The 23,776-nt window shown below is 56.7% G+C and carries 23 protein-coding genes; 11 read left to right on the plus strand and 12 right to left on the minus strand.

Annotated features, from left to right (window positions below):
- Positions 1-73 precede the first annotated feature (73 nt).
- Entirely contained in the window at positions 74-745 is a 672-nt protein-coding gene (locus BLR44_RS26955; protein WP_089688352.1) for a YiiX/YebB-like N1pC/P60 family cysteine hydrolase, read from the plus strand.
- Here BLR44_RS26955 and BLR44_RS26960 read toward each other — a convergent pair.
- Positions 737-1,747 (minus strand): GNAT family N-acetyltransferase, encoded by a 1,011-nt coding sequence (locus tag BLR44_RS26960; protein WP_089688354.1) that lies wholly within the window; start codon positions 1,745-1,747, stop codon positions 737-739. The genes BLR44_RS26955 and BLR44_RS26960 overlap by 9 nt on opposite strands.
- Before the next feature lie 48 nt (positions 1,748-1,795).
- On the minus strand, positions 1,796-2,521 hold the full coding sequence (locus BLR44_RS26965; RefSeq protein WP_089688355.1) for a hypothetical protein: 726 nt from the start codon (positions 2,519-2,521) through the stop codon (positions 1,796-1,798).
- A 388-nt stretch (positions 2,522-2,909) separates the two neighbouring features.
- On the opposite strand from BLR44_RS26965, the gene BLR44_RS26970 reads away from it, so the two are divergent.
- A complete protein-coding gene (locus BLR44_RS26970; RefSeq protein ID WP_089688357.1) occupies positions 2,910-3,974 on the plus strand; it encodes a fatty acid desaturase family protein in 1,065 nt (354 codons plus the stop codon).
- A 99-nt stretch (positions 3,975-4,073) separates the two neighbouring features.
- Here BLR44_RS26970 and uvrA read toward each other — a convergent pair whose 3' ends face one another.
- Positions 4,074-6,977 carry an excinuclease ABC subunit UvrA gene (uvrA, locus tag BLR44_RS26975; protein ID WP_089688358.1) on the minus strand — a complete coding sequence of 968 codons (2,904 nt, stop codon included), beginning with the start codon at positions 6,975-6,977 and terminating at the stop codon, positions 4,074-4,076.
- Between the two features lie 242 nt (positions 6,978-7,219).
- Here uvrA and BLR44_RS26980 point away from each other — a divergent pair, with 242 nt between their 5' ends.
- Both BLR44_RS26980 and BLR44_RS26985 read left to right on the plus strand, forming a co-directional pair.
- Complete coding sequence (locus BLR44_RS26980; protein WP_089688360.1) at positions 7,220-7,984, plus strand: hypothetical protein; 765 nt, start codon at positions 7,220-7,222, stop codon at positions 7,982-7,984.
- Between the two features lie 89 nt (positions 7,985-8,073).
- A complete protein-coding gene (locus tag BLR44_RS26985; protein WP_089688362.1) occupies positions 8,074-9,168 on the plus strand; it encodes an AI-2E family transporter in 1,095 nt (364 codons plus the stop codon).
- Between the two features lie 17 nt (positions 9,169-9,185).
- Here the strand turns inward: BLR44_RS26985 and BLR44_RS29005 are convergent, their stop codons facing one another.
- Entirely contained in the window at positions 9,186-9,335 is a 150-nt protein-coding gene (locus BLR44_RS29005) for a hypothetical protein (RefSeq protein WP_176956234.1), read from the minus strand.
- Between the two features lie 251 nt (positions 9,336-9,586).
- Here BLR44_RS29005 and BLR44_RS26990 point away from each other — a divergent pair, with 251 nt between their 5' ends.
- The 3 genes from BLR44_RS26990 to BLR44_RS27000 all read left to right on the plus strand — a co-directional run bounded on the left by BLR44_RS26990 (position 9,587) and on the right by BLR44_RS27000 (position 13,743).
- A complete protein-coding gene (locus BLR44_RS26990) occupies positions 9,587-10,804 on the plus strand; it encodes an MFS transporter (protein ID WP_176956235.1) in 1,218 nt (405 codons plus the stop codon).
- A gap of 33 nt (positions 10,805-10,837) precedes the next feature.
- A complete protein-coding gene (locus tag BLR44_RS26995; protein ID WP_089688366.1) occupies positions 10,838-11,767 on the plus strand; it encodes a nucleoside hydrolase in 930 nt (309 codons plus the stop codon).
- Between the two features lie 260 nt (positions 11,768-12,027).
- Positions 12,028-13,743, plus strand: coding sequence for a tetratricopeptide repeat protein (locus BLR44_RS27000; RefSeq protein ID WP_089688369.1), 1,716 nt, complete (start codon positions 12,028-12,030; stop codon positions 13,741-13,743).
- A 74-nt stretch (positions 13,744-13,817) separates the two neighbouring features.
- On the opposite strand, the gene BLR44_RS27005 is transcribed toward BLR44_RS27000, so the two are convergent.
- Positions 13,818-14,183: a DUF6249 domain-containing protein gene (locus BLR44_RS27005; RefSeq protein WP_089688370.1), complete on the minus strand. Its 366-nt coding sequence runs from the start codon at positions 14,181-14,183 to the stop codon at positions 13,818-13,820.
- Positions 14,184-14,312: 129 nt separating this feature from the next.
- Between BLR44_RS27005 and BLR44_RS27010 the strand changes: the two genes are divergently transcribed.
- Both BLR44_RS27010 and BLR44_RS27015 read left to right on the plus strand, forming a co-directional pair.
- Complete coding sequence (locus BLR44_RS27010; RefSeq protein WP_089688372.1) at positions 14,313-14,879, plus strand: RNA polymerase sigma factor; 567 nt, start codon at positions 14,313-14,315, stop codon at positions 14,877-14,879.
- Positions 14,876-15,388 (plus strand): anti-sigma factor family protein, encoded by a 513-nt coding sequence (locus tag BLR44_RS27015; protein WP_089688375.1) that lies wholly within the window; start codon positions 14,876-14,878, stop codon positions 15,386-15,388. Before BLR44_RS27010 ends, BLR44_RS27015 begins: the two co-directional genes overlap by 4 nt.
- A 150-nt stretch (positions 15,389-15,538) precedes the next feature.
- Here BLR44_RS27015 and BLR44_RS27020 read toward each other — a convergent pair whose 3' ends face one another.
- The 7 genes from BLR44_RS27020 to BLR44_RS27050 form a co-directional block, all read right to left on the minus strand.
- A complete protein-coding gene (locus BLR44_RS27020) occupies positions 15,539-17,089 on the minus strand; it encodes an AAA family ATPase (protein WP_089688377.1) in 1,551 nt (516 codons plus the stop codon).
- 71 nt (positions 17,090-17,160) lie between these two features.
- The gene (locus BLR44_RS27025; RefSeq protein WP_089688379.1) at positions 17,161-17,646 is read right to left on the minus strand and encodes an Imm42 family immunity protein; all 486 of its coding nucleotides are present in this window, start codon (positions 17,644-17,646) and stop codon (positions 17,161-17,163) included.
- Positions 17,647-17,947: 301 nt separating this feature from the next.
- Positions 17,948-18,724 carry a hypothetical protein gene (locus BLR44_RS27030; protein WP_143017504.1) on the minus strand — a complete coding sequence of 259 codons (777 nt, stop codon included), beginning with the start codon at positions 18,722-18,724 and terminating at the stop codon, positions 17,948-17,950.
- 23 nt (positions 18,725-18,747) lie between these two features.
- The gene (locus BLR44_RS27035; RefSeq protein WP_089688383.1) at positions 18,748-19,161 is read right to left on the minus strand and encodes a hypothetical protein; all 414 of its coding nucleotides are present in this window, start codon (positions 19,159-19,161) and stop codon (positions 18,748-18,750) included.
- Positions 19,162-19,283: 122 nt separating this feature from the next.
- Positions 19,284-20,918, minus strand: coding sequence for a hypothetical protein (locus tag BLR44_RS27040; protein ID WP_143017505.1), 1,635 nt, complete (start codon positions 20,916-20,918; stop codon positions 19,284-19,286).
- Between the two features lie 134 nt (positions 20,919-21,052).
- Positions 21,053-22,270, minus strand: a complete 1,218-nt coding sequence (locus tag BLR44_RS27045; RefSeq protein ID WP_089688387.1) for a GlmU family protein — start codon at positions 22,268-22,270, stop codon at positions 21,053-21,055.
- Positions 22,271-22,336: 66 nt separating this feature from the next.
- Positions 22,337-22,582: a type B 50S ribosomal protein L31 gene (locus BLR44_RS27050; protein WP_089688389.1), complete on the minus strand. Its 246-nt coding sequence runs from the start codon at positions 22,580-22,582 to the stop codon at positions 22,337-22,339.
- Between the two features lie 229 nt (positions 22,583-22,811).
- Between BLR44_RS27050 and BLR44_RS27055 the strand changes: the two genes are divergently transcribed.
- Positions 22,812-23,216 (plus strand): hypothetical protein, encoded by a 405-nt coding sequence (locus BLR44_RS27055; protein WP_089688391.1) that lies wholly within the window; start codon positions 22,812-22,814, stop codon positions 23,214-23,216.
- Positions 23,216-23,728: a phosphoribosyltransferase family protein gene (locus tag BLR44_RS27060; protein ID WP_089688393.1), complete on the plus strand. Its 513-nt coding sequence runs from the start codon at positions 23,216-23,218 to the stop codon at positions 23,726-23,728. Before BLR44_RS27055 ends, BLR44_RS27060 begins: the two co-directional genes overlap by 1 nt.
- Positions 23,729-23,776: the final 48 nt, after the last annotated feature.

The raw sequence follows: 23,776 nt of genomic DNA on the forward strand, positions 1-23,776 counted from the left end.
CAACTGACCTCCAGTTAGGTATATAAACGGGTGTCGTCCATTCCCGTTGTGCAAAAAGGCCTACTTTTGCCGCATGTACCGTTTCTGCTTCCTCTGCGGCCTTCTTTTGTGGACCACGGGTGTGTGGGCGCAGGCCGCCTTCCAACCCCGGCCCGGCGATTTGTTGTTCCAGGACCTGGACTGCGGTCCGCTGTGCGACGCCATCGAAACCGTTACGGAAGGCGTGGCGGGCGCCAACTTCTCGCACGTCGGCATTGTTTCGTCGGTAGAGGGCGAAGATGTCTGGGTAACAGAAGCGGTTTCGGCGGGAGTAAAACGGACCCGACTGGCCGATTTTCTGGCGCGCAGCCACGACGCCGAAGGCCATCCCAAGGTGCTGGTCGGTCGGTTGAAACCGGCGTATCAAGCGCTGATCCCCGCCGCTCTGGCGCAGTTGCCCCGGTACGAGGGTAAGCCGTATGACGGCGTGTATCGCATGGACGACAGTACGTACTACTGCTCTGAGTTGGTGTACGCCATTTTCTTACCGGAGAGTCCACAGCCGCTGTTTTCCGTGCAACCCATGACGTTCAACGATCCGGCCACCGGGCAGCCTTTCCCGGCCTGGGTCGACTATTACCAGCAACTCGGGTTGCCCATTCCGGAAGGCGAACCGGGCCTCAACCCCGGCAGCGTTTCCCGTGCCGAGGCGCTTGAAATTGTGCACGCCTACGGACGCCCCAGCGGCTGGCAACCGCTAAAATAAGGTCGGAATAAAGTCAGGTGGGCGGCGTCTGCGCGTAGGTGTAGACGTCCAGCGCGTAGCGAACGCCCGTGGTTTCGCCGAAGGGAATAGCTTTTCGAAGTGCATACCGACTTTCTCCAGCACCCGAATCGAAGCATCGTTCGCCCGCAGGGCTCTGCCCACCACGCGCGTCAGTCCCAGCATTTCGAAGCCATAGGTCAGGCAGGCCCGGGCCGCTTCGGTGGCGTAGCCTTGCCCCCAGGCGTGGCGGTAAAACCGGTACCCCAGGTCGGTCTCGCCCAACTCCGGCAGGTATTTCAGCCCACACCAGCCCAGGTATTCGCCGGTTTCGCGGCGGAGCACCGTCCAGCGGCCGTACCCGTAGGGCCGATACGTCGTTTCAGAATAATGCTCCAGGAAGGCACGCGCTTCCCGAAAGCTGCTGAATGCGGTGTCGCCGGTGTAACGCATCACGTCCGGGTCCTGATTCAAGGCGTAAAAGTCGGTGGCATCGGCCAGCGTGAAGGGAAAAAGCAACAAGCGGCGGGTCTCCAGCATGGGTGGGGGTACCGAAACCTCCATCCGGTAATTGCGGAACCACTGGCCGCGGACTTCTACCTGTTGCGCCTGCACCACCCGAAAACCCATCGACTCGAATACCGGACGCGCCGTAATGCTGGCTTCGGTCGTCACGCGCGCGAGGCGTTGCGCAGCGGCGTGGTGCAACAACCGGCCAAGGAGCCGACTGGCGATTCCGTTCCCCTGATGGTCGGCATGGACAAACAAAACATCCAGATAGCCTTCCGCCGTCAACGAAGCCATCCCGGTGAGTTGTCCCCCCTGTTCCGTAACCAGAAAATGGTGTTGGGTAAGTCGCTCCTGCCACCGGTCCACGTTTTCACTGCCGGCCGCCCAGGCCGCTACCTGCGCCGCGTCGTAATGGCGGATGCTGACGTTTCGCACCGTATGGGCGAAGAGGGTGGTAACGGCCGGAAGGTCGGCCAGGGTAGCACGGCGTATCATACAAACAAGAATCGTAGGCGGAACACGCCGGGCAAGCCTGCGGCTCGGTTACTGCACCAGGTAGTTTTTTACGCGCTTCAGGTTGAGCTTGATGTTATCGCGCAGCGAAAGCACTTCGTCGCCTCCCATAAAGATGGACTCTTTATCTACGGGCATGTCCGGCAACGCGTCGCCGGCTTCCACAATGCTGTGGTAACAATTCATCGTCAGCTTGCCGCGCGTTGTGCTTTCGCCGAAAACCGCGTAGCTGGCGCGCGTGACGTAGAGGGCATGAGACTCTGGCAAGAGCACTTTCTTTTTCATGTCGTCCATCACCTTGGCATTGGGAATGTCGTCGGCAAACTGCTCGAACAGGTGGCGAATCACCTTCACCCGGACAAACTGATGAATCCAGATCTGCTCGTAATTCTTCCGCCGCAGGTACACCTGCCCCGACACGGCCTTCAACCGCTCCCGCCGCAGGCCGACGCCGTCGAGCATGCTCCGGCACCGGCAAAACAACAACCCGTCGCTTTTGACGGTGGGCAAAATCATGTCGTTCATGAGCTGCCGAATGGCGGGCACGTCCAGCCAGACCGGGTACTTGTCGTCGATGCACCAGTAAATCCACTCGTCGTCAGGAAGGTCCTGCAACAAGGCCGTAACCGTACCTCGAATGTCTTTCGGAGCCTCGATGTAGTCGTGCCGGGCGTCGTTCTCTCCCGCCAGTTGCTGGTAAGGAATACGGAACTGAAACGGATGGTCGGGCCAGAGAAAATTGTATTTGTGGATCATGTGATCCGTTAAATGCCGATACTTATCGTATGTCAGAACGACTGCTTTCATGGAAACACTAGCTGGTAAATCGAGTAGGGAGAAGATCGGGCAGTGGTGGGCAGAGGGTCTTTTCCAAAAGCTCCTAACGCGGTGATTTCCATTCTGTTACAACTAAATAGCGAAATTCGTGCGCGGCTCCGTCAAGTTATCCGAAGACTCTTGTTTTATCTTTTCATAGTGCCAGCGCAGGGGGGCGCATCAGGGCGCCGTACGGGAGGCCCCGCTTCCCGGCAACTGCCCGGCTTTTGAGGCCATCCGGGTTTAAAATGTTACGCCCTGTTTTATTTGGATCGTACTGAATAAAGTTCCTATTTACTCTACCATTCATAAACCTAGTTACCCGAACATGAGATCTTTCCAGGGAATTACTGATCCGAGGGAAGCGACACCACCCGCCACCCGGCTGGATTTCTTTTTTCTGTCCCTCATGCGCGACCCGCGCGATCTGCCGTTTGTTCATCTGACTCTGAAAATCTGCCTCACCATCGTGCCGCTGGGCATTCTCCTGTTTATGCCGTGGCTGACCGGCCTCGCCTGGTGGGGCGTGGCACTGCTCTACTTTTACCTGAATAATCTGGTGTTTAAAGGGCCGTTCGGACTGATGCTGCACTGCACCAGCCACCGCCCCTGGTTCAAGAAAGAATACGATTGGCTGAATTACTTTTTGCCGTGGATCGTGAGTCCGTTTTTCGGCCAGACGCCCGAAACGTACTTTGGACACCACATCGGCATGCACCACCCGGAAAACAACCTGGACGAGGACAAAAGCACGACGATGTATTACCAGCGCGATAGTTTCCGGGGCTTTTTGAAGTACTTCGGGCTCTTTATGGCCGTTGGCTTCGTCGATCTGTTTAGCTACCTGAAAGCCAAGAACCGCAGCCGGTTGGCCTACAAAGCGCTGGCTGGCGAACTAAGCTTTTTTCTGTTGTGCATCGGTCTGGCGTTTGTGAGCCTCAAAGCCACGATCGTGGTGTTTTTGCTGCCGTTTTTCATCTTCCGGTTTATCGCCATGCTGGGCAACTGGGCGCAGCACGCTTTTGTCGACGCCCGCGATCCGGGCAATGCCTACAAAAACAGCGTTACCTGCATCAACGTCCGCTACAACCACAAATGCTGGAACGACGGCTACCACATCGGGCACCACATTCGCCCCGCTCTGCACTGGACGCAACATCCGGATTTCTTCCTGAAACATCTGGACGAATATGCCGAAAACCAGGCGCTGGTCTTCGAAGGGCTGGACTTCGGACGCATTTTTATTTTGCTGATGCGCAAACGCTACGACACGCTGGCCAGCCACCTTGTCAACGTGCACGACGCCTTCGAGAACGACGAAGAAGTGATCGCACTGATGAAACGGCGCTGCCAGCGCATCCCCCGCCCCGAAGCGCGCGAACTGGTACATTAACCTACCCGCCTTCAAAGCAAAAGCCGGCCCTACGTCGTAAGGTCGGCTTTTGCTTTCTGGCCTCCGCGCCAGCACCAGGCACATGCGTGGGAACCGCTGTTACGCCTGGCCCAGCTCCAGTTTCAGGAACTTGCCGGTATAGCTTTCGGCAGCGTTGGCAATTTTTTCGGGCGCGCCTTCGACCACGATGGTGCCACCGCCCGCACCGCCTTCCGGCCCCAAGTCGATTACGTGGTCGCAGACCTTAATCACGTCCAGGTTGTGTTCGATGATCAGTACCGTATTGCCCCGGTCGGCGAGCTTGTTCAGCACGTCGAGCAGGTGCTGGATGTCCGAAAAATGAAGGCCCGTGGTCGGTTCGTCGAGGATGTAGAGCGTCTGCCCGGTATCGCGTCGCGAGAGTTCGGTCGCCAGTTTCACGCGCTGCGCTTCCCCGCCCGACAGGGTCGTGGCGTGTTGCCCGAGGGTGATGTAGCCGAGGCCCACTTCGTGCAGGGTCTGGATTTTCCGGAGGATTTTCGGCTGGTTTTCGAAGAATTCCACGGCCTGTTCTACCGTCATGTCGAGCACGTCGGCGATGGACTTGCCTTTGAACCGCACTTCCAGCGTTTCGCGGTTGTAGCGCTTGCCTTTGCAGGTTTCGCACGGCACGTGGACGTTCGGCAGAAAGTCCATTTCAATGAGTTTCATGCCCGCCCCTTCGCAGGTTTCGCAGCGACCGCCCTTCACGTTGAACGAGAAACGGCCCGGTTTGTAGCCCCGGATCTTGGCCTCGGGCAAGGAAGAAAACAGCGCCCGGATGTCGGTAAACACGCCGGTGTAGGTCGCCGGGTTGGAACGCGGCGTCCGCCCAATGGGCGACTGGTCCACTTCGATAACTTTGTCCAGATGCTCCAGGCCCTTCACCGACTTGTACGGCAGTGGGTCGCGCTTCGCGTGGAAGAAGTGCTGGTTCAGGATGGGGTAGAGCGTATCGTGCACGAGCGACGATTTGCCCGAACCGGAGACGCCCGTGACGGCGGTCATCTTACCTAAGGGCAGCGTAAACGTGACGTTCTTCAGGTTGTGGCCCTTCGCACCTTTGATCACCAGCTTTTTGCCATTGCCTTTGCGACGTTCGGCCGGCACGGCGATTTCGCGCTGGCCGTTCAGGTAGCGCGCCGTGAGGCTCTGCTGCTGGAGAAACTCCTGGGGCGTGCCCTGTGCCACGACGTGCCCCCCGTGCCGCCCGGCACCCGGCCCGATGTCGACCAGGTAGTCGCAGGCCAGCATCATGTCTTTGTCGTGCTCTACCACGATCACCGTATTGCCCAGATCGCGCAGGTCCTGCAAGGCTTTGATCAGCTTCACGTTGTCGCGCTGGTGCAGCCCGATGCTCGGTTCGTCGAGGATGTACAACACGCCGACCAATTGGGTGCCGATCTGCGTCGCCAGACGAATGCGTTGCGCCTCTCCGCCCGACAAGGTACGGAGCGGACGGTCCAGATCAAGGTACTCCAGGCCCACGTCGATCAGGAAGCCGATGCGCTTCCTGATTTCTTTCAGCACTTCCGAAGCGATGCGGCGCTGGCGGTCGTCGAGGCGATCTTCCAGCCCTACGAACCACGCGGCCAAGTCGGAAATGTCGAGTTGCGCCAGTTCGGCGATGTTTTTTCCGTCGATCAGAAAATGGAGCGACTCTTTCTTCAGGCGCGCGCCCTGGCAGTCGGGGCACGTCTTGATGCTCGTAAAATCGCGCACCCAGTCGCGAATCTTGTCCGATTCCGAGTCCTGCTGCTTTTGCAGAAAGGAGATGATGCCGTCGAACTGAATGTGCCACGACGTGCCGGGATATTTCTTGGAGGGCACCGGAATAGCCTCGTCGGTCCCGTGCAGAATCGCCTTCATCAGCTCCTTCGGAAACTGCTCGATGGGCGTCGACAGGCTCAGTTTGTAGCGCTTCAACAGCGTCTGCAATTGTTTGAAGATCCAGATGTCGCGGTATTCGCCCAGCGGCGCAATGCCCCCCCGGCTGATGCTGAGCGTGGGATCGGGAATGATGGAATCTTCCGTAATTTCTTCGATCTGCCCCAGGCCGTTGCAGGTCGGGCAGGCCCCGTAGGGGGAGTTGAACGAGAACAGGTTCGGCGCGGGCTCGTCGTACGACAGGCCCGATTTCGGGTCGGTCAGGAACTTGGACAGCGTCTGCACATTGTCGTCGCCATCGAGCGTCATGATGATGCCCTTGCCGTGGTTCAGCGCCGTGTTGACCGACTGCGCAATGCGGAAGCGATCTGCCTCACGCACCACCACCCGGTCGATCACGATCTCAATGTCGTGCACCTTGTAGCGGTCCACCTGCATTTTCGGGACCAGCTCCTGCACCTCGCCGTCGACGCGCACCTTCGTGAAGCCGCTCTTGCGCAACTGCTGAAACAGTTCGCGGTAGTGGCCCTTTCGGCCCTTAACCACCGGGGCCAGAAGCGTCAGCTTCTGTCCGTCGAGCGTCTCCATAATGTGGTTGATGATCTGGTCTTCCGACCGCTTCACCATGCGCTCGCCCGTCAGGTACGAAAACGCTTCGCCCGCCCGCGCAAACAGCAGACGCATAAAATCGTAAATCTCCGTCGTGGTGCCGACCGTCGAGCGGGGGTTACGCGACGTGGTTTTCTGTTCGATGGAGATGACCGGACTCAGGCCGTTGATCTTGTCGACGTCGGGCCGTTCCATGTCGCCGATGAACGACCGCGCGTAGGCCGAAAAACTCTCCATGTAGCGGCGCTGTCCCTCGGCGTAGACAGTGTCGAAGGCCAGCGACGACTTGCCGCTGCCGCTGATCCCCGTAATCACCACGAGGCGGTTCCGCGGAATGGTCAGGTCGATGTTTTTCAGGTTGTGTTCGCGCGCGCCATAAATCTCGATCGACTCGTGGCCGGTGGCATCAGAAACAGAAGAAGTCGTGCCGTTTTGGGGCAGCGTGGTGGTGGTGTGGTCAGGTGCGGAAACGTCGTTTTTCAGCAGCATTCAGGATACAAACAGTGGGAGACTAACTAGGTACGGAAAAAGTCCCGGAAAGAGACAAGTATAAACAGAAAAAGTAAGGCACAGGTTCGGGAAAAACCAAGATTTGCTGACGAAGGGCAACCCGAAAAGACTGAACCGGATTTTCACCCGATTGAAGTCGCTTTTCCGAAAATCTCCTGGTTGTGATGGGGTTAAGCTATTTTGAGTGAAGTGAAGAAAAGACGTTATGTTCGTTCGACACGATGGACAAGAAAGCAAAGGAAGAGTTCTGGTTCATGGAGCGGTTTCTCGATTTATGCCCCGCCTTTCCGAAAGGCGAACTGCGTAAGCTGGCTCCTACGGAAGAGCCTCCCGATTTTCAATTTCTTGTGAGTGAGACACAGCGACGTTGGGGAATTGAACTTACACAACTCCACAACGAACCCTATGGCCACGACAAATTCTCGCAGAAGCAACGTCATGAAATGGAGGAGGAAATCGTACGACGTGCGGAGAAGCTGTTTCTGGATAACATGAATCTCCCTATGAATGTAACTGTCAGCTTTAGACGAAGTGCAAACTTCCCCAAACGAGAATGGGATGCCGTAGGAAGCGAGATAGCAAAGATTGTTCTTAAAGGTATTCTTGGCCATAACCTCAATGAATCTTTCCTCTTTTCAGTCGAGCATCCCTTGCCAGCTTATTTGTATGATATTCGAGGGTACTTTATACCAAGCATTACAGAGTCTGTTTGGTATAACAGTATGAGTAAGGCTGTTCCAGACCCCAAGCCTGACCAAATTCTAGACATCATTAGGTCGAAAGAGCGAAAGATTGCCAATTACAAGGTTCAGTACCATCGTAAATGTCTTCTCATTGTAGAAGGCATGGTTCCCTATTCGTGGTTTGATGATTTTTCAGAAATCAGAGACATGGTGATACCCACGTTATTTGATCACGTGTACATTTTGCACACCAGTGACGGAAGAACGCCTATTTCTGAACTGACTGTAAAACGTCCTGAGTGACGCGATAAACCCTTCTTTACCAACCCAATCTGCTTTCTGCCCGTTGCTTACACCAAGCTTCGGTATACTTTCTTACTTTTTGTTGGTCTATGGACGCCTCTCTCCGCAACTTCGGGCGGAAGCTCGGTTTACTGTTCTTGATTGCCGTCGCCCTCCTGGCGATTCAGTTTCTGACCCACGAACTGTTGCTGCTGTTTGCGGCCATCATGCTCGCGATTCTCTGGCGCGGTACGGCCCGGTGGCTGCACGCCAAAACCCGAGTGCCGGTCGGGTGGGCGCTGGCGCTGACCATTCTGGTGCAGTTTGGTGTGATCGCCGGGTTGATCGCGCTGCTGGCCCCGAACGTGGCCGAACAGGTCAGCCAGTTGTCGGACCGGCTACCGCAGATCGTCGACGAAGTGAAAAGCGCCGCCCAGTCGTCGTCGGTCGGCCAAATGCTCTGGAAACAACTGCCCGATAGTTCTGAATGGCTGGGGGGCGATTCGCAGCAGATCACGCAGCGTGTATTCAGTTTCTTTACCCTCACACTGGGGGCTGTGTTCGACGTGGTGATCATCGTCGTACTCGCGACTTTTCTGGCCATCGATCCGCTGCTGTACGTCCGGGGCTTCCTGCGGCTCATCCCGACGGAACAACGGCCCCGCGCGGCGCAGGTGTTGATTACGCTGAACATCACGCTGTTCCGGTGGTTTATCGGCAAGATTCTCGACATGACGAGCGTCGGCATCATGACGGCCATCGGGTTGTGGGCACTCGGCATGCCGCTGGTGCTCACGCTTTCGCTGATTGCCTTCTTCTTCTCGTTCGTGCCCAACCTCGGGCCGCTGCTGTCGGCCGTGCCGCCGGTGCTGCTCGCGTTTGTGCAGAGCCCCTCCATGGCGTTGTACGTCGCTCTGCTCTACCTGGGCATCCAGGCCTTCGAGAGCTACCTGATTACCCCGAATATCCAGAAGCACGCCATCCAGATGCCCCCGGTACTGCTGCTGGCCGTGCAGGTCTTTTTCGCCAAACTACTGGGGGCACTAGGGTTGCTGCTCTCCACACCCATTCTCGCCACGGTGATGATTTTGGTCAAGATGTTGTACGTGAAAGGAACGCTGGGCGACCAACACCTGGACGTGGCATTCGAGGAAGAAGCTGCCCGGCGCAGCCACGCGCTGCTTCCGGAAGAACCCTCTGCCTGATCTTTTGCCAATCGTATTTAATCGGCGGCGTGACTCGGCTCGGCCTCGGAAATTTGCATGGGAAACGCGTCCCGCGCCCGCTCAACCAGCTGTCGGTCGTGCCAGGACGTTTCCGGCTCCAGGGCCAGGTACTGTTCCACCGAAAGGCCCAGTTCTGCCGCGCGCAACTCGTGGAAGCGGCTTGGATCTGGTCCAGTGTGGTCTGATATGCTTCGTAGGAAGTGCCCCGGTCGGCTTTGAGCGAGAATACGGCCGTCTGCGGACTCTCCCGACAACTCAGGTTCATTCCCACGGTTGGACAGAAACCGCCTGACGCGGTCGTGCAATTCCGCCACCTCCGGGCGTTCGACACACAACCTTGCGCATTTCTTCCCGCCGCCGTTCATCGTATTACCTTCCTGGTTATCTTCAGATGTCTATGCAGCCTACCCTTGCCCGTTCGTTCCGTCTCTATCGCGATGCCTACGTGGGTCATCCCAAAGAAATCTGGGCGCTGGCCGTCCTGACGTTCCTGAACCGGGTGGGCACGATGGTGCTGCCGTTTCTCAGCGTCTACCTCACCACCGTGCTGGGCTTTTCGCTGCGGGAGGCCGGTCTGCTGGCGTCGGCGTTCGGGCTGGGTTCGCTGGGCGGCGCTTTCTTCGGTGGGCGGCTGAGCGACCGCTGGGGGCCGCTGACGGTGATTATGCTGAGCCTCTCGGTCGGTGGCGGTCTGCTGATCGCCCTGCAGTTTGCCACGCGGTTCCCGACGCTGTTTCTCCTGATTTTCCTGGCGTCGCTGTTCGGAGAGGCGTACCGCCCGGCCATGAGCGCCGCTGTGGGCAATTACGTCCCTTCGTCGGAAACCGGGCGTTCCATGGCGTTTTTGCGGCTCGCCATCAATCTGGGCATGAGCGCCGCCCCGGCCATCGGGGGATTGGTGGCGACCACCATCGGATACGACGGCCTGTTCTGGATCGACGGACTGACGTGCCTGACCGCCTCTGTTTTCCTGTGGTTTACGTCGCGCCGCTGGACCAGGCCGCTGCCGGACCCATCGGACACGTCCGATCCTGAGGCCACGGGTCGTCCGCCGTACCGCAACGGGGCGTATCTTCTTTTTGTGCTGGGGACATTTCTGGTGGCGTTCGGCTTTCTGCAGTGGTTCCATACGGTGCCGGTGTTCCTCAAAAATGCGTGGGGACTGAACGAACGTTCCATCGGGCTGCTGCTGGCCGTCAGTAGCGCCCTCGTGGTGGTGATCGAAATGCCGCTCATTCACGTCCTGGAAAAAGCCGGAGTCCGGAAGGGAGCGCTGTTGTCGGGCATGGTGCTGATCGCGGCGGCCTACCTCGTCTATCTGCTTCCTCCGGCGCTGGCGCTCGGGTATGTCGCCGTGACGCTCCTGACGCTGGGCGAGATTCTGTACCTCCCCTTCAACAACGCGCTGCCGCTGACCCTGAGTCCCAAAACCCGACGGGGCGACTACATGGCGTGGTACTACATGGCCTGGTCGGTCGCCAACATCGCGACGCCCCTCGTGGGCCTTACGCTGGCCGACGCCCTCGGCTTTTCGTTCTTGTGGATGATCTTGGCGCTGGCCATCGGCATCAGTTTCGTGCTGCTTCTGCTGCTGGCCCCGCGCCTGAAGTTGTAGGCTGCCAAAAAGAATTTCCTACCTTCACCCGCGATGAAGAAAAAGCTTTGGATGGACCACGACGGGGCCATCGACGACCTGCTGTCGCAACTCCTGGTGCTGACCATGCCCGATGTGGACCTGATTGGCCTCTCGATTACCCCGGCCGATTGTTTTCTGGAACCCGCGCTGGAATCGGCCTACAAACTGCTGCACCTGATGGACCGGACAGAGGTGCCCATGGGTCGCGGCGAATCCTATGGAGTCAATGCCTTCCCCGACGCCTGGCGTGCCCGCCCCGAGTGCGTCAACGCCCTGCCGATGCTGATCAACCTGCCCTCGCCCCCCGATCCGTATCAGTACCCGTCGGCCCCTGACCTGATGATCGATACCCTGCGCGCGTCCGATACCCCGGTCACGGTGCTGATGACCGGCCCCTGTTCTAACCTGACGCTTGCGCTGGAACGCGCCCCCGATCTGGTGGAAAAGATCGACGAGGTGATTTGGATGGCGGGCGCGTTTCGCACGCAGGGGAACGTGCTGGCGTTTCAGCACAACGGCACCGCCGAATGGAACGTGTACTGGGACCCCGTCTCGGCTCAGAAACTCCTGACCTACGGACTGCCTCTGGTATTCGTTGCGCTGGATGCCACCAACCACGTGCCCGTCCACAAAACGTTTCTGCAACAACTGGCCCGGCAGGCGGACCACCGGCTTTCCAACCTGGCAGGGCAACTGTGGGCCCTGACGATCGACACGATCCCGAGCTATCACTACACGTATTTTATGTGGGACATGCTGGCGACCAGCTACCTCGCCCTGCCGCAGGCCTTCACCACCGAGGCCATCCGCGCCACCATCAGTACCCGCCCACCCAACGCCGGTCAGACGCGGCTCGATCCGAACGGCGTTCCGGCAACGCTGGTCACCGACGTAGACAAGGCCCTTTTCTACGACTATCTCTTGCAACAGTTCCGGGCATAATTTCTCACAGCTCCGTCGCTACTTGCTTGATAATCTGCTAATTAAAGCGTTACTTGTTGTTCTATTCCCGGCTTCGCGTCCGTAAGAAGCTGCACTCCGCCTGAGCAAGTCGTGCTCAGGTCCACCCAACTCACGCCGGTGAGGGACACCCCTCCCCGACTTTCGCCTTCGCTGGTTGCCTTTTCACAGCCTCTTCGCTCCGAAGACGCGAATCGCGTGCGTGATCCTCTCTTCTTTCTTTCCGCCCAACCTCCTGTCCCATGTCCGTCAAAACCTTTCTTTTCCTCTGTTCGCTGGGCCTTGCGCTGCTAGCGCTGTCCCTTCCCAAGACTCCTGAAACTCCTCTGTCCAGCGCACCGCGTCTCGACATCGGCACACACCAGACGCCCATCACCACCACCTCGAAAGCGGCACAACGCTTCTTCGACCAGGGGCTGGTGCTGACGTACGGCTTTAATCATCGGGAAGCGATCCGCTCGTACCGGGAAGCGCTCAAACACGACTCGACCTGTGCCATGGCCTACTGGGGCATTGGGTACGCGCTGGGGCCGAACATCAACGCCGCGATGGACGATGCCGACGTCGCCGAAGCGTATGCGGCCGTACAACAGGCGCAGCGCTACCAAGCCCACGTACAGCCCTGGGAACGCGCCATGATTCGGGCTTTGGCCCAGCGGTATGCGCCGGAACCACAGGCCGACCGCGCGGCACTCGATCGCGCCTACGCCGACGCTATGGCCACGGCCTACCGCCAGTTTTCCGACCACGCCGACGTGGCTTCCGTCTACGCAGAATCGTTGATGGACTTGCATCCGTGGGACTTCTGGCATGCGGACGGTACGCCCCAACCCTGGACGCCTCACCTCCTGGAGGTGCTGGAACACGTACTGGCACAAGCGCCCGACCATCCGCAGGCCAACCACCTCTACATCCACGCCACAGAAGCCTCGCCGCATCCCGAGCGGGCGATGGCCTCTGCCCAGCGGCTGGCAACGCTGGTGCCGAGCTCGGGGCATCTGGTCCACATGCCTTCGCACACCTACATTCGCACCGGCGACTACCACCTGGGGTCGGTTACCAACGAAGCTGCTGCTCAAGTCGACAGCGCTTATCTGGCCGCCTGCAATGCCCAGGGGATTTACCCGCTGGCTTACTACCCGCACAATTACCACTTTCTTGTGGCGACGGCCACGCTGGAAGGACGTGGGCGGACTGCCCTGGAAGCGGCCCTGCACGTCGCCGAGCACGCCGACCTGGAACTGATGACCGACCCGGGCTGGGCCACGTTGCAACATTATTACGCCATTCCCTACTACACGCTGGTGAAGTTCGCGCAGTGGGACGCCATTCTGCACCTCACTGCACCGGGTCGCAATCTGGTGTACCCGAACCTGATCTGGCACTATGCCCGGGGCATGGCCCTGGCCGGTAAACAGCGCCTCGACGAAGCGCGCGCAGAATTAGCCAAGGTGCGGCAACTGGCACACGACAGCACGATGCAGAAAATGACCATCTGGGACATCAACCGTGTGGCTGACCTGACCGGCATTGCGGAGCGTGTACTGGAAGCGGACGTGCTACAACGGCAAGGCCACGATGTCCAGGCCATTGCGCTGCTGCGCGAAGCCGTCGCGCTGGAAGACGCCCTGGCCTACAACGAACCGCCCGACTGGTTTTTCTCGGTGCGCCATCACCTGGGGCCGGTTCTGTTGAAAAGCGGACGATACGCCGAAGCCGAACAGGTCTACCGGGAAGACCTGCGCACCTATCCCAAAAATGGCTGGGCCCTGAACGGGCTGTTACGCAGTTTACAACAACAGGAAAAACAGGCAGAGGCCCAAACCGTAAAGGTGCAGTTGCAGCAAGCCTGGCAGTGGGCTGATGTGACCTTGGTAGACTCACGGCTGCTTGAGCCGGTGCCGAGGCTCCTGGCCGATGCCCGTCTCGATTCGGTGATGTGCCAGCCGTGGCGCTAACCATGAGCGTCTCAAAACCAATGTGGCCCGTTCCTGTGCAGGGACGGGCCACGTTCTGTGAAGTTTCGGTTGCGTCAGGGATGCGTCTTTTGCAATTCGGCTTCTCTTTCTTTTTCTTTCCGCTCCAGAATCCGGTAGGCCAGCAACAGGCCGACACCACCGCCCAGGAACAGCATCGCCGGGTAGATCACGTCGCCGTCCAGGTTCAGGAGGCTTTCGAACAGGTCGGCCAGAATTAGGCCCACCCCGATGCCAATCGCCAGAAGGGCGAAGCGTAGCGTATTGCTGTTGTTCGCAGGGCGATGCAGGTTCGGCTCCATGCCCCGTTCGATCATCGCCAGGCGCTCGCTGTTTTCGAATCTGCGTACGTTGATAATGACGATGAACGTTCCGATGACGGCAGAGATCGGAATCAGGAGGGCAAGTATTTTCTCGTTCATGAGTTTGTGTAGTTGGGTTTCTGCAAGCTTTGATGGCAGAAAGCGCAGGCGGGTTACGGGGCAGGCAAAAAAAATTTTATTTTGTTCAGCCCGTAACCTGATCGCCCCCGCACGCATCCAAGCCCGTACATGCATTCTGATCCTGATCTAGCGCTTGTTGACCGGATTCTGGCGGGCGACACTTCGGCCTTTCACGAGCTGATGGATCGCCACAAGCGGTACGTCTTTACGGTGGCCTTCCGCATTCTGAACCAGCGCGAAGAGGCCGAAGAGGCGGCACAGGATGCGTTCGTCAAGGCGCTGAGCGCGCTGGAAACCTTCAACCGGGACGCCAAGTTTTCGACGTGGCTGTACCGGATTACCTGCAATGCTGCCCTGGCCCGACGCCGGAAAAAACGACTGACGACGCAGTCGATCGACGATCCGCAGTTCTACCACCTGCCCGACGAAGGCGGCCCCGCCGAGTGGCAGCAGGCCGAACGACGTAAGTTCGTGCAGCAGGCGTTGCAGCAGCTTCCGCCCGACGACGTGATGGTACTGACGCTGTTTTATTTTCAGGAACGTTCACTGGAAGAGATGGCCGAGACGACGGGCATCGTCGAAAACACGCTGAAGATCAAACTGTTCCGCGCACGCAAGCGGTTTGCCAAAGAACTCAATCTATTGTTGAAAGAAGAAACGAAGGAGTTGCTATGATTTCGGACGAAGAACTGATGGCGCTGATGCGCTACGTAGACGGCGAATGCACCGACGAAGAGGCCACGGCCATTCGCGCGCAGCTCGCCCACGATCCCGCCTACCGCAGGGCCTACAACGAAGTGCGACAGGCCGACGAGGCGCTGGCCGCCTTACCGCTGCTGGAGCCTTCGACCGGATTCAATTTCCGTGTACTCAACCAGCTCAAGGCAGAGCCGCACAAAGCCGTGTCGCCGATTTCGCTCCGCAAACGCTTGCTGCACATCAGTGGGATCGCCATTTTTCTGCTGGTGTTGCCGTCGGTACTTCTCCTGCTCAGCAGTGGGCAGAATCCGGTGCTGATCCTCGATGGGTCGTGGCTGCCTGCCGTGGGCGATCGCCAGGCGCAGGTGGCCCTGGGGCCTTACCTCCAGCCGCTTCTGTTCGTCAACGGCCTGCTCACGCTTCTGCTGTTCGACCGGGGGGTTTTGCAACCGTGGTTTCGGCAACGGCATCAACCGCCCGCCTGATAAAGGCGTTCAGCATGACAGTGGATTTTTCGTCTCAAGCGAGGTATCTTTTGGCATCAACGTCCCTCTTCTTGAAATTCCTCAAAGATTGTTTCAGAAGAGAATAAGATTTTCCCTAAGGTCGAAATACCAAGAAGGCAGGTGGCCAGACTACTGCTCGCCGATTTGTTCGTAACTGAACTTGATTTTTTCGAGTTGCAGGGCCAGTTGGTCCAGCCCGTCGTGCACGTCGCGGAGGTTGGCTTCAACTACGTCGGCCAGTTCGGCATCGACAAACAGGTTGTCGCGAAGGCCGTTTAGTTCCCCCGGGGCTTCGTGCCGGACTTTTTCTTTCTGGGTATCGATGTACGCCTGCAGCTTCTCGATGCGCTCCTGCCAGTAGGATTGCAGCAGCGGATGCGGCTTTTTGTAGATGATCTCGACCTTCTCTTCTTTCGTCGTACGGAGGCGAAAATCGTAACTGCGCGAGTTGTAAAAAACAATCAGCGTATGCGGGTCCTGGCCTTTGCGGGCGCGCACCCGATTCGTCAAGTTAGCGCCGGCGTCGTACAAATTCACGGTACTCTCTTCATCCACACCGAGGCGATCGAACTCGGAGCGTTTCATCCGGTTGCCGTCAAAGTACTGTTCCATGTTCAGGACTTCGTAGTACTCACGGTCGACGGGTTGGAGTTTGTCCACCAACTTCACGTTCCGGATGCGGGTTTCGTCCCGTACTTCCGTCTCCAGGTCGCGGACTTCCTGCCGAAGGGGCGTCAGGTTCAGGGCCAGCGTGTAGCCGTGCTTGCGAATCACTTCCGCCACGATTTCCTGCGCCGTCTCCCGTTGGTCGGGATGGTTCCAGAGGCAATGCGCCACCAGAAAACAGTCCATCAGGTCCACGTTCGGGCGGCCGTTCAGAAACGCGGACGTGCGCAGCAGCCGCACCATTTTCTTCCAGCGCCGGTCGTAAACCTCGAAGCGAAACTGAGCTTCGCCGCTCTGGTCGTACTGTTCCGTCTTTAACTTGATGAGTTGCAGCGTATTGACCACTTCGGCGGGTACGTCGATCCGGTCGATGGCCTGGTTCCACTGCACCAGTTCCTCTTCGTTGATTTTGTCTTCGTCGGCAATGGAATCGGCGTAGAGGTCGGTGGTGTCGGTAATCATCTGCACGAAATTCCCCGCCGTCTGGATCTCCCGGATCAGGTACCGCACCAGGAACCGGTCCCAGAGCGCTTCCAGTCCTTGTCCGTAGGCGGGCAGCTCGTTCGAGGCGGCAATAATGCCTTTCACGTTCACCCGCACTTCCTGCTCGCCGTTGCGGTATATTTTCTCGTTCAGGACGGTCAACAGCGCATTCTGAATGGAAGGCCCCGCTTTCCAGAGTTCGTCCAGGAATACAATGCTGGCGCCGGGCAGGTATTTTTCCGTAAGACGCTCGTACTTGTCTTCGTCCTTGAGTTTTTTGATCGACACCGGCCCGAACACCTCGTCGGGGGTCGAGAAGCGGTTCATCAGGTACTCGAACGAGGTGCCACCGAGGAAGGCAAATTTGAGTTTCCGCGCGATCAGACTTTTGGCCACACCCGGGGGGCCGAGCAGAAACAGGCTTTCGCCCGCCACCGCCGTCAGCAACGACAGCCGGATGGCCTCTTCTTTTTCGTACACGCCCGTGCTGAGGCGTTCCAGAATGCGTCGTATTTTGGCTTGAATGTTCACAGATCTCGCTTACGTAACCAGGAACGCAAAGGATTGTTTACCCGCCTCTTTCGTTCGGAGGGTGTCAGGACCTACCCTATAGTGGGTCGGTCGATTTCTCGCTTTGCCTCCAGGTACACTTCGTTTATGTCTGATTCCAACGCTGAACAGACTTGTATATCGGTTGGGTAGCGTTGTAATTCTTTGAAGAACGTTCGATTGATCAGACGCCATACCATGAAAATTCTGCCATCACGCGCGAATTTGTATCCATCAAAATCATCGGTAAACGTTGAATCACTTAGTTTGTAATGCGCGTTCGCTTCCCGTTCTCGCGTGAGTCGTTCGTAGAGTTCAGGTTTAGCCCTTGGGAAATAAGCGAAGGAAAGTGCTGGAGCCTGAAGAAGTTCTTCGACAAGGCGCAGCAGATATCCTTCTAGAAAAATAAGGTCTTCCTTTGTACCATAGTACTGATTCTCAATCCATAGCTTCCCGAACCCCATCTTCCTTTTTCGCTCAACGAGGTCATCAGAAAACTCAAATTCTATGGCAAATTTCGCCTTATCGCCTACGATCATATTTGGGTCCGCGTAGCGCTCTGTACAGTACATACAAGGCCAACCCGGCCGATAGCAACAGGATGGCCGGACTGACCAAGGATAAGAAAGGTAAAGAACTCGAGACATGCCACCCCGGAATCACCGATGTATGAATACCGATGCCTCCCAAGCCTTGCACCGCTTCATACCAGGCTAGTACGTTGATTCCCAGTGAAATCAGGAAAAGATTTCGCTTTTGCCGGTCGGTCAGTTTCCGCCACATCGCTGTTTATCTTATATTCTCTCTCTCACTTCGCCAGGATGCGCGGTGCTCTGTAGTTTATTTCTTCCCCACAGGTACTGTTCCGCTCATCCATTCTTTTACCTGAAGTTCTGCGCCCGGCATCATTGCCATTTGCTTGCTATCCATATCAATGACACAAAACGCTAGAATATGGAAACCAGTCTTATTGTACTCATTGGCTGTATCGCCCTCTTCCATCTCAGACACATATCCTAAAAGCCTCACTACGTTTCCTTCTTTTTCATATTCGCTATTCACGAGAGAGGCGACCCAGAGGGTGTTCCCCCCTTCGAGTCTTACCTGATAATAGGGTTTATTTCCATGCACCGCATGGACTTTGGATACGAGTCCATTAAAGGCAACGATTTCGCCTTTTAGTTTTTTGATTTTTCTTACGTCTTTCCCTTCAAAATTTGTCGGGCAAGGAGTGCTATTCCCCTTAGATGCGTCAGCCACAGAGGTTTCGACCTCAGCTTGCAGTACGGCTCTGATTTTTGCGCAATTGCTATTCAGAGCAGGGATTATTCCATTTTTCACTTTCTCTAAAGCGCCTTGCTGCGTCAACAGCTTGTGTTCTGTTGAATCGACCAGGCTAAAAATTTGATAAAATTCTTGATCGTAACACCTATCAAATTCAGGTTTTATTTCTGAATAAGAGCTTACGTCATCTTTGATGCAGTCGCAAATCCTGTCGGCAATCTTGCTCGTGATCGTTTCAAGACTCTGACAAAATCCAGTCACACTGAGTAAGGTCAATACCAGGGTCGTTGTTATGCGTCTCATTTTCAAATTACTAACCCACGTTTCGTTCATGAAGTACATCGCCGGAGAGAAGGTTACGATTTCCGGTATAGTGTGACAAGGCGTTTCCCTTTGATGAGTATCAACATTATTGAAATCACGATTGGCCCAACCGCAAGCAACCATTCCCCCGGCTCCTTCATGGTTATGATCCAGTTCCAGGCTTGTGATCCGCCTTCTCCTGTAATGAATATCACAACACCCAAGACTCCCAGGAATAAAAAGGCAAGGTTCACTGCTTCGCTTTTTGCTTCTTTATTTTGGCTCAGGTTCATGACCAGTCCGACATAACCACATATCCCAAAAAGCATGGCTACCAAGGGGATTAAGTCATCAAAATAGAAATCGAACACGATGTTGAGGATTCCATGCACACTCATCAGCAGAAAAAGTGTGGAGGGGAGCAATGCCGCTATCGTCAAAAGAATACTTATGGTTTCTTTTTTCATCCTTTACTCTGGCCCATTTGTGCAGTGCTGATGTCTGACCGTGACGGGTGGCTACGTAGACGCCCTTGACCGGAAAAGCCTCTTCTGCTCTTCATTACCCTTCCCGCTACCTCACCATACGTCTACCGCGACTCCCACTCTTCCGGCGCGAAGTCTTTAAAGGTCTGGCTGAGTTGTTTGTCGGTTGCTTTTTTCTTGGTTGTCCAGCCCGCATCCAGTTCCAGCGCCACGACGCCTTTCAGGCTGAGGGCACTGCGCAGATCGTCACGGTCTTTGGCGAAATCGGCCCAGCGGCGACTGGAGCGCAGCGCGTATTTCCGGGCGAAGGCGTCGCCGCGGGCCTGCAGATCGTTCCGCTTTTCGATCACGTAGTTCAGGCGGTCGAGCAGGTCTTTCGTGGATTTACCGATCACTTCGGTGGCCTCCAGTGTGCCCATGGTCATGACGGTTGTGCCGCCGATGGTCGAGACGACTTTTTTGGTCGGGTCGGGAATGGATTCGATGACCGGCGTAACGCCCGTTACGGCACCCAGCGACGCGTTGGCAATCGAGCGGTTCTTTTTGCCGCGCTTGGCGGTGCGGAAGTCTTTTTTGAGGCGTTCTTCCACCTCCTGCAATTGCTCCAGCATCTCCCAGGTGCGGACCAGCATGGTACGGTAGTCGGTGTAAAGTTTCCGGTCGAGGGCCTCTTCGTTCACCGCATTCTGGATCGTAAACTCGATGGTAAGTTCTTCTCGCTTCCGCGATTTGTCGAGCGCAAAGAACGTAGCCTCAAAGGTCAGCGAGTCGAGCGGGTCCTGCACAAAATCGTAGTTGGGGGTCCAGATGAACTCGTACTGGTTGTCGGTATTGCGCACCAGCGCATCTTTCGGAAAGTTCGGCTGGTTGGTCACGAAGTCGAACGCCTGGATGTCGTCGTCGCCGTTCGGGTCCGAGAGGTAAAATTTGAGGTTGATCGTGACGTCTTCTTTTGAACTGACGCGGGTGGATTTCGGTGCCACCGAGATGGAAGGCGGCAGGTCCATTTGCGTAGCGGCCAGCTTCAGCGTGCCTTGGGTCCGGGCCTTGGCGGGCTGGTCTTCCACGTAGAATTCCATTTCGATGGGTTCGCGTTTCAGCGCGTTGAACTGCGTGATGGACGGCCTCCAGCTCACCTCTCCCTGGGCCGAGAGCTTCATGCCTTCGGGCATTTTCGTCGGAATCGGCACGAACACAATGGGGTCTTCGTCTTCGTCGTAGACTGTACCGGCCTCAATCTGGTAGGTATTCTGAGTATTGTACTGTACGTAGAACGGCTTCAGCTCGCCCGCCACGGGGGAACGATTGGTATGTTTTACGACGATTTCGGCTTTTTTCACCACCTTTTCGTCGTTGGCGTTCCGGACTTCGAACAGCAGCGGAAACGCCTTTTCTTCTTCCAGCCGCCCCACCAGATCGTAGCCGGGCGTCCAGGTGAAATGGCCCGCCGAGTCGAGTTGAACGCCAGGTTGCGTGCCTTCGACCAGCCGGAACGTGTAAGGTGCCTGCCCTTGGGCTTTCACGTCGAACGAAAGCGTTTCGCCTTCGGCCACGGGTTCCAGCTCGGGTAACAGAAGATCCAGCTCCGGCGTGGGCGGGGTGTCGTGAGCCGAGTCGGCGGGGGGGGGTGTACTGGCGGAAAGGGTATCCGGGAGGATTTCGGGTTCCTGCGTTTGCGCCCAAAGCCCACAGGCGGGCAGCATCCCCCCGAGGATCAGGCTAAGAATCCATTTTCTCATCGTATTTCGTTGACTCTGCGATACAGACACTTCCTGGCAAAGCTCCGTTACCGCCAACGACAAAGATACAGCGGCATTTTACCCGTGCAACCCAAGCCGTCCGGAAACCGAAGCTTCAGCAAGTAAGAAAAGAATCAGTCGAAATACTGTCGATAGCGCGTGGTTTGCGAGTAAACGTTTTTGAGCATCGCGCGCGTGGGATCGTCGAGTGGCTGGTGGCGGCGGCCCATCACGTGCTCCACCATGTCCAGAAACTTGTCGAGCCGGTAAAGCGAAAAGCCGGTGCCCGGTCCTTCCGGATTCGCCCACGAGAACGAAGGGACAAATTTACCAGGATATCCCGCACCAAAAATATTGGCTCCGATGCCGACCACTGTTCCGGTGTTGAACATGGTGTTGATCCCGGCTTTGGAGTGATCGCCCATGATCAGGCCACAAAACTGCAGGCCGGCGTCCTCGAAGCGCTCGTCGGGGTAGCTCCAGACTTTGACGTTGCCGTAATTATTCTTCAGGTTCGAGGTGTTGGTATCGGCCCCCAGGTTGCACCACTCGCCCAGCACGGTGTTGCCGATGAAACCGTCGTGCGATTTGTTGCTGTTGGCAAAGAGTACCGAGTTGTTGATCTCCCCTCCCGCTTTGCAATACGGCCCCACGGTGGTGCCGCCCCGAATTTTTGCCGCAAAACTCACGGCTGCGCCCTCGCCCATGGCAAACGGCCCGCGGATGATGGCTCCTTCGTGGATCTGCGCATCGCGGCCCAGGTAGATCGGCCCTGGCTCGGCATTGAGAATTGCGGCTTTGATCTGCACACCCGGCTCCAGAAACACCTGATCGGGATGGTAGACGATGGTATGCGGGTCGGCAATGGGTGCAGAGCGGCGCCCGGCGGTCAGCAAGGCAAAATCGGCGGCGATCTCGTCGCCATTTCGTTGAAAAATGTGCCAAACCTTACGGATCACCGTGACGGGCGGAACGTGGGTACGCACGGTCCAGCCTTGCCGGTCGCCACGCAAAAGGGCTTCGACCTGCGCCCGGGTGCCGTGGGCAGCCAGCACCACGCCCTCTTGCACCAGCGCTTCGTGCGGGGCAAGCGAGCCGAGCGCCTGTAGCAGCGACGGATGCGCGCAAACCGCTCCGTTCAGAAAACAGGCCAGGGCCTCGGCCGCCAGCGTGAAAGGATACAGTTTTTGCAGGTAAGGCTGAGTCAAGTGCCCACAGGCCTCGCCCAAGTGCCGCTCCCACTTTTCGTGCAGGGTCAGAATGCCCACCCTGACGCCACTCACCGGCCGCGTGTAGGTCAGCGGCAGCAGCGACGGGCGGATCACCGGATCGTCAAAGATTACATACTGCATAGGGGAGAAACAAAAAAAGCCTCCACGATGCGCATCGGGAGACTTTTGCTACATATTCTTGTAGAATTATCCTTTTCTGTACCGACGGTTGAATTTTTCCACCCGTCCGGCCGTATCCACGAATAGTTTTTTACCCGTGTAGAAAGGATGCGATGCCGAAGAAACCTCCACTTTGACAAGCGGATAGGTTTGTCCGTCTTCCCACTCGACGGTTTCGTCAGTTTGAATGGTGGAGCGCGTCATAAATTTGAAATCGCTCTGCATATCCCAAAAAACCACAGGACGGTAGTTGGGGTGAATATCTTTTTTCATAAGTCTGCCGGATAAGATTCACTGAACGGGCGGCAAAGTTAGCAAATCCCGATTAGTCTTCCAACGTGCCCCTCGGATAAATACTTTTTTAATAAATCCATAACCCTAAGCAGCACATTTCCTTGCTTTTCCGTCGTTACTATTGAGGCGCAAAAAGTACACTCCGGTGGGTAAGCGCCTCAATAGTAATCAGATAATCCTTCTACCTTTGCCACCGCGCAGCTTGGTTATGAAGAACATATACAAGTCCGGCCTGTTTTTTTGCCTGCTCATTACGCTCCTTGCCGCTTGGAGGTCGCCAGCTCGGGTCAACCAATTTACCGCATCTTACTACAACGAAGGCGTTCGTCTGGACTGGAGTCTTGCCGAAAACGATGTCAGTCAATTTGAACTGCACCGGAAAGATGACGACGATCAGACCTATTCTAAGGTGACCAACGTGTCGCCCAACCTTTCGGGGCAATACCATTACCTGGACAAGGGCTTGTACGAAGACGAGCTTTTTCTGAACGAACTGGAATACCGCCTCACGGCCATTCACGATTCCAGTCAGGTTTTTTACTATACTACCATTTCCAGTGCTCCGACGGCTTTTGAACGGTCGTGGGACAGCATTAAATCCATGTTTCGTTAATGACGCCTTCTACCGTACACCGCCTGCTGGGCCACCGTCAGACGCTCGACAAAATTCGCCGCATCGCCTACGAGATTTACGAGCATAATTATACGGAAGAACGCATTGTGCTGGCGGGCATCCGCGGCAACGGCTATCCGCTGGCCCAGATGCTGGCGCAAAATCTGCTGGAAATTTCGCCCCTTCAGCCGATAGTGGCCCAATTGTCGCTCGACAAAGACGCACCGCTGGAAAGTGACATTACGCTCGACATCAACCCGAAGGAGATCGAAGGGTGTTGCATTGTGCTGGTCGACGACGTGCTGAACACAGGCCGTACGCTGGCGTACAGCCTCCATCCGTTCCTAGATTTCCATCCGCTGAAAAAGATTCAGGTAGCGGTGTTGGTAGACCGGGGGCATAAGAAATTTCCCGTGGCACCCGATTTTGTCGGCTATACGCTCTCGACTACCCTGCAGGAACACATCGACGTTCGCCTGGAAGAGAACGATTTCGGTGTTTACCTGAAATAGGCATCGGCCTCGACCAATCCGAAAAGAAATTCCACAAAACGGTTCGGT

This window comes from Catalinimonas alkaloidigena (assembly GCF_900100765.1).
Classification (GTDB): domain Bacteria; phylum Bacteroidota; class Bacteroidia; order Cytophagales; family Flexibacteraceae; genus Mooreia; species Mooreia alkaloidigena.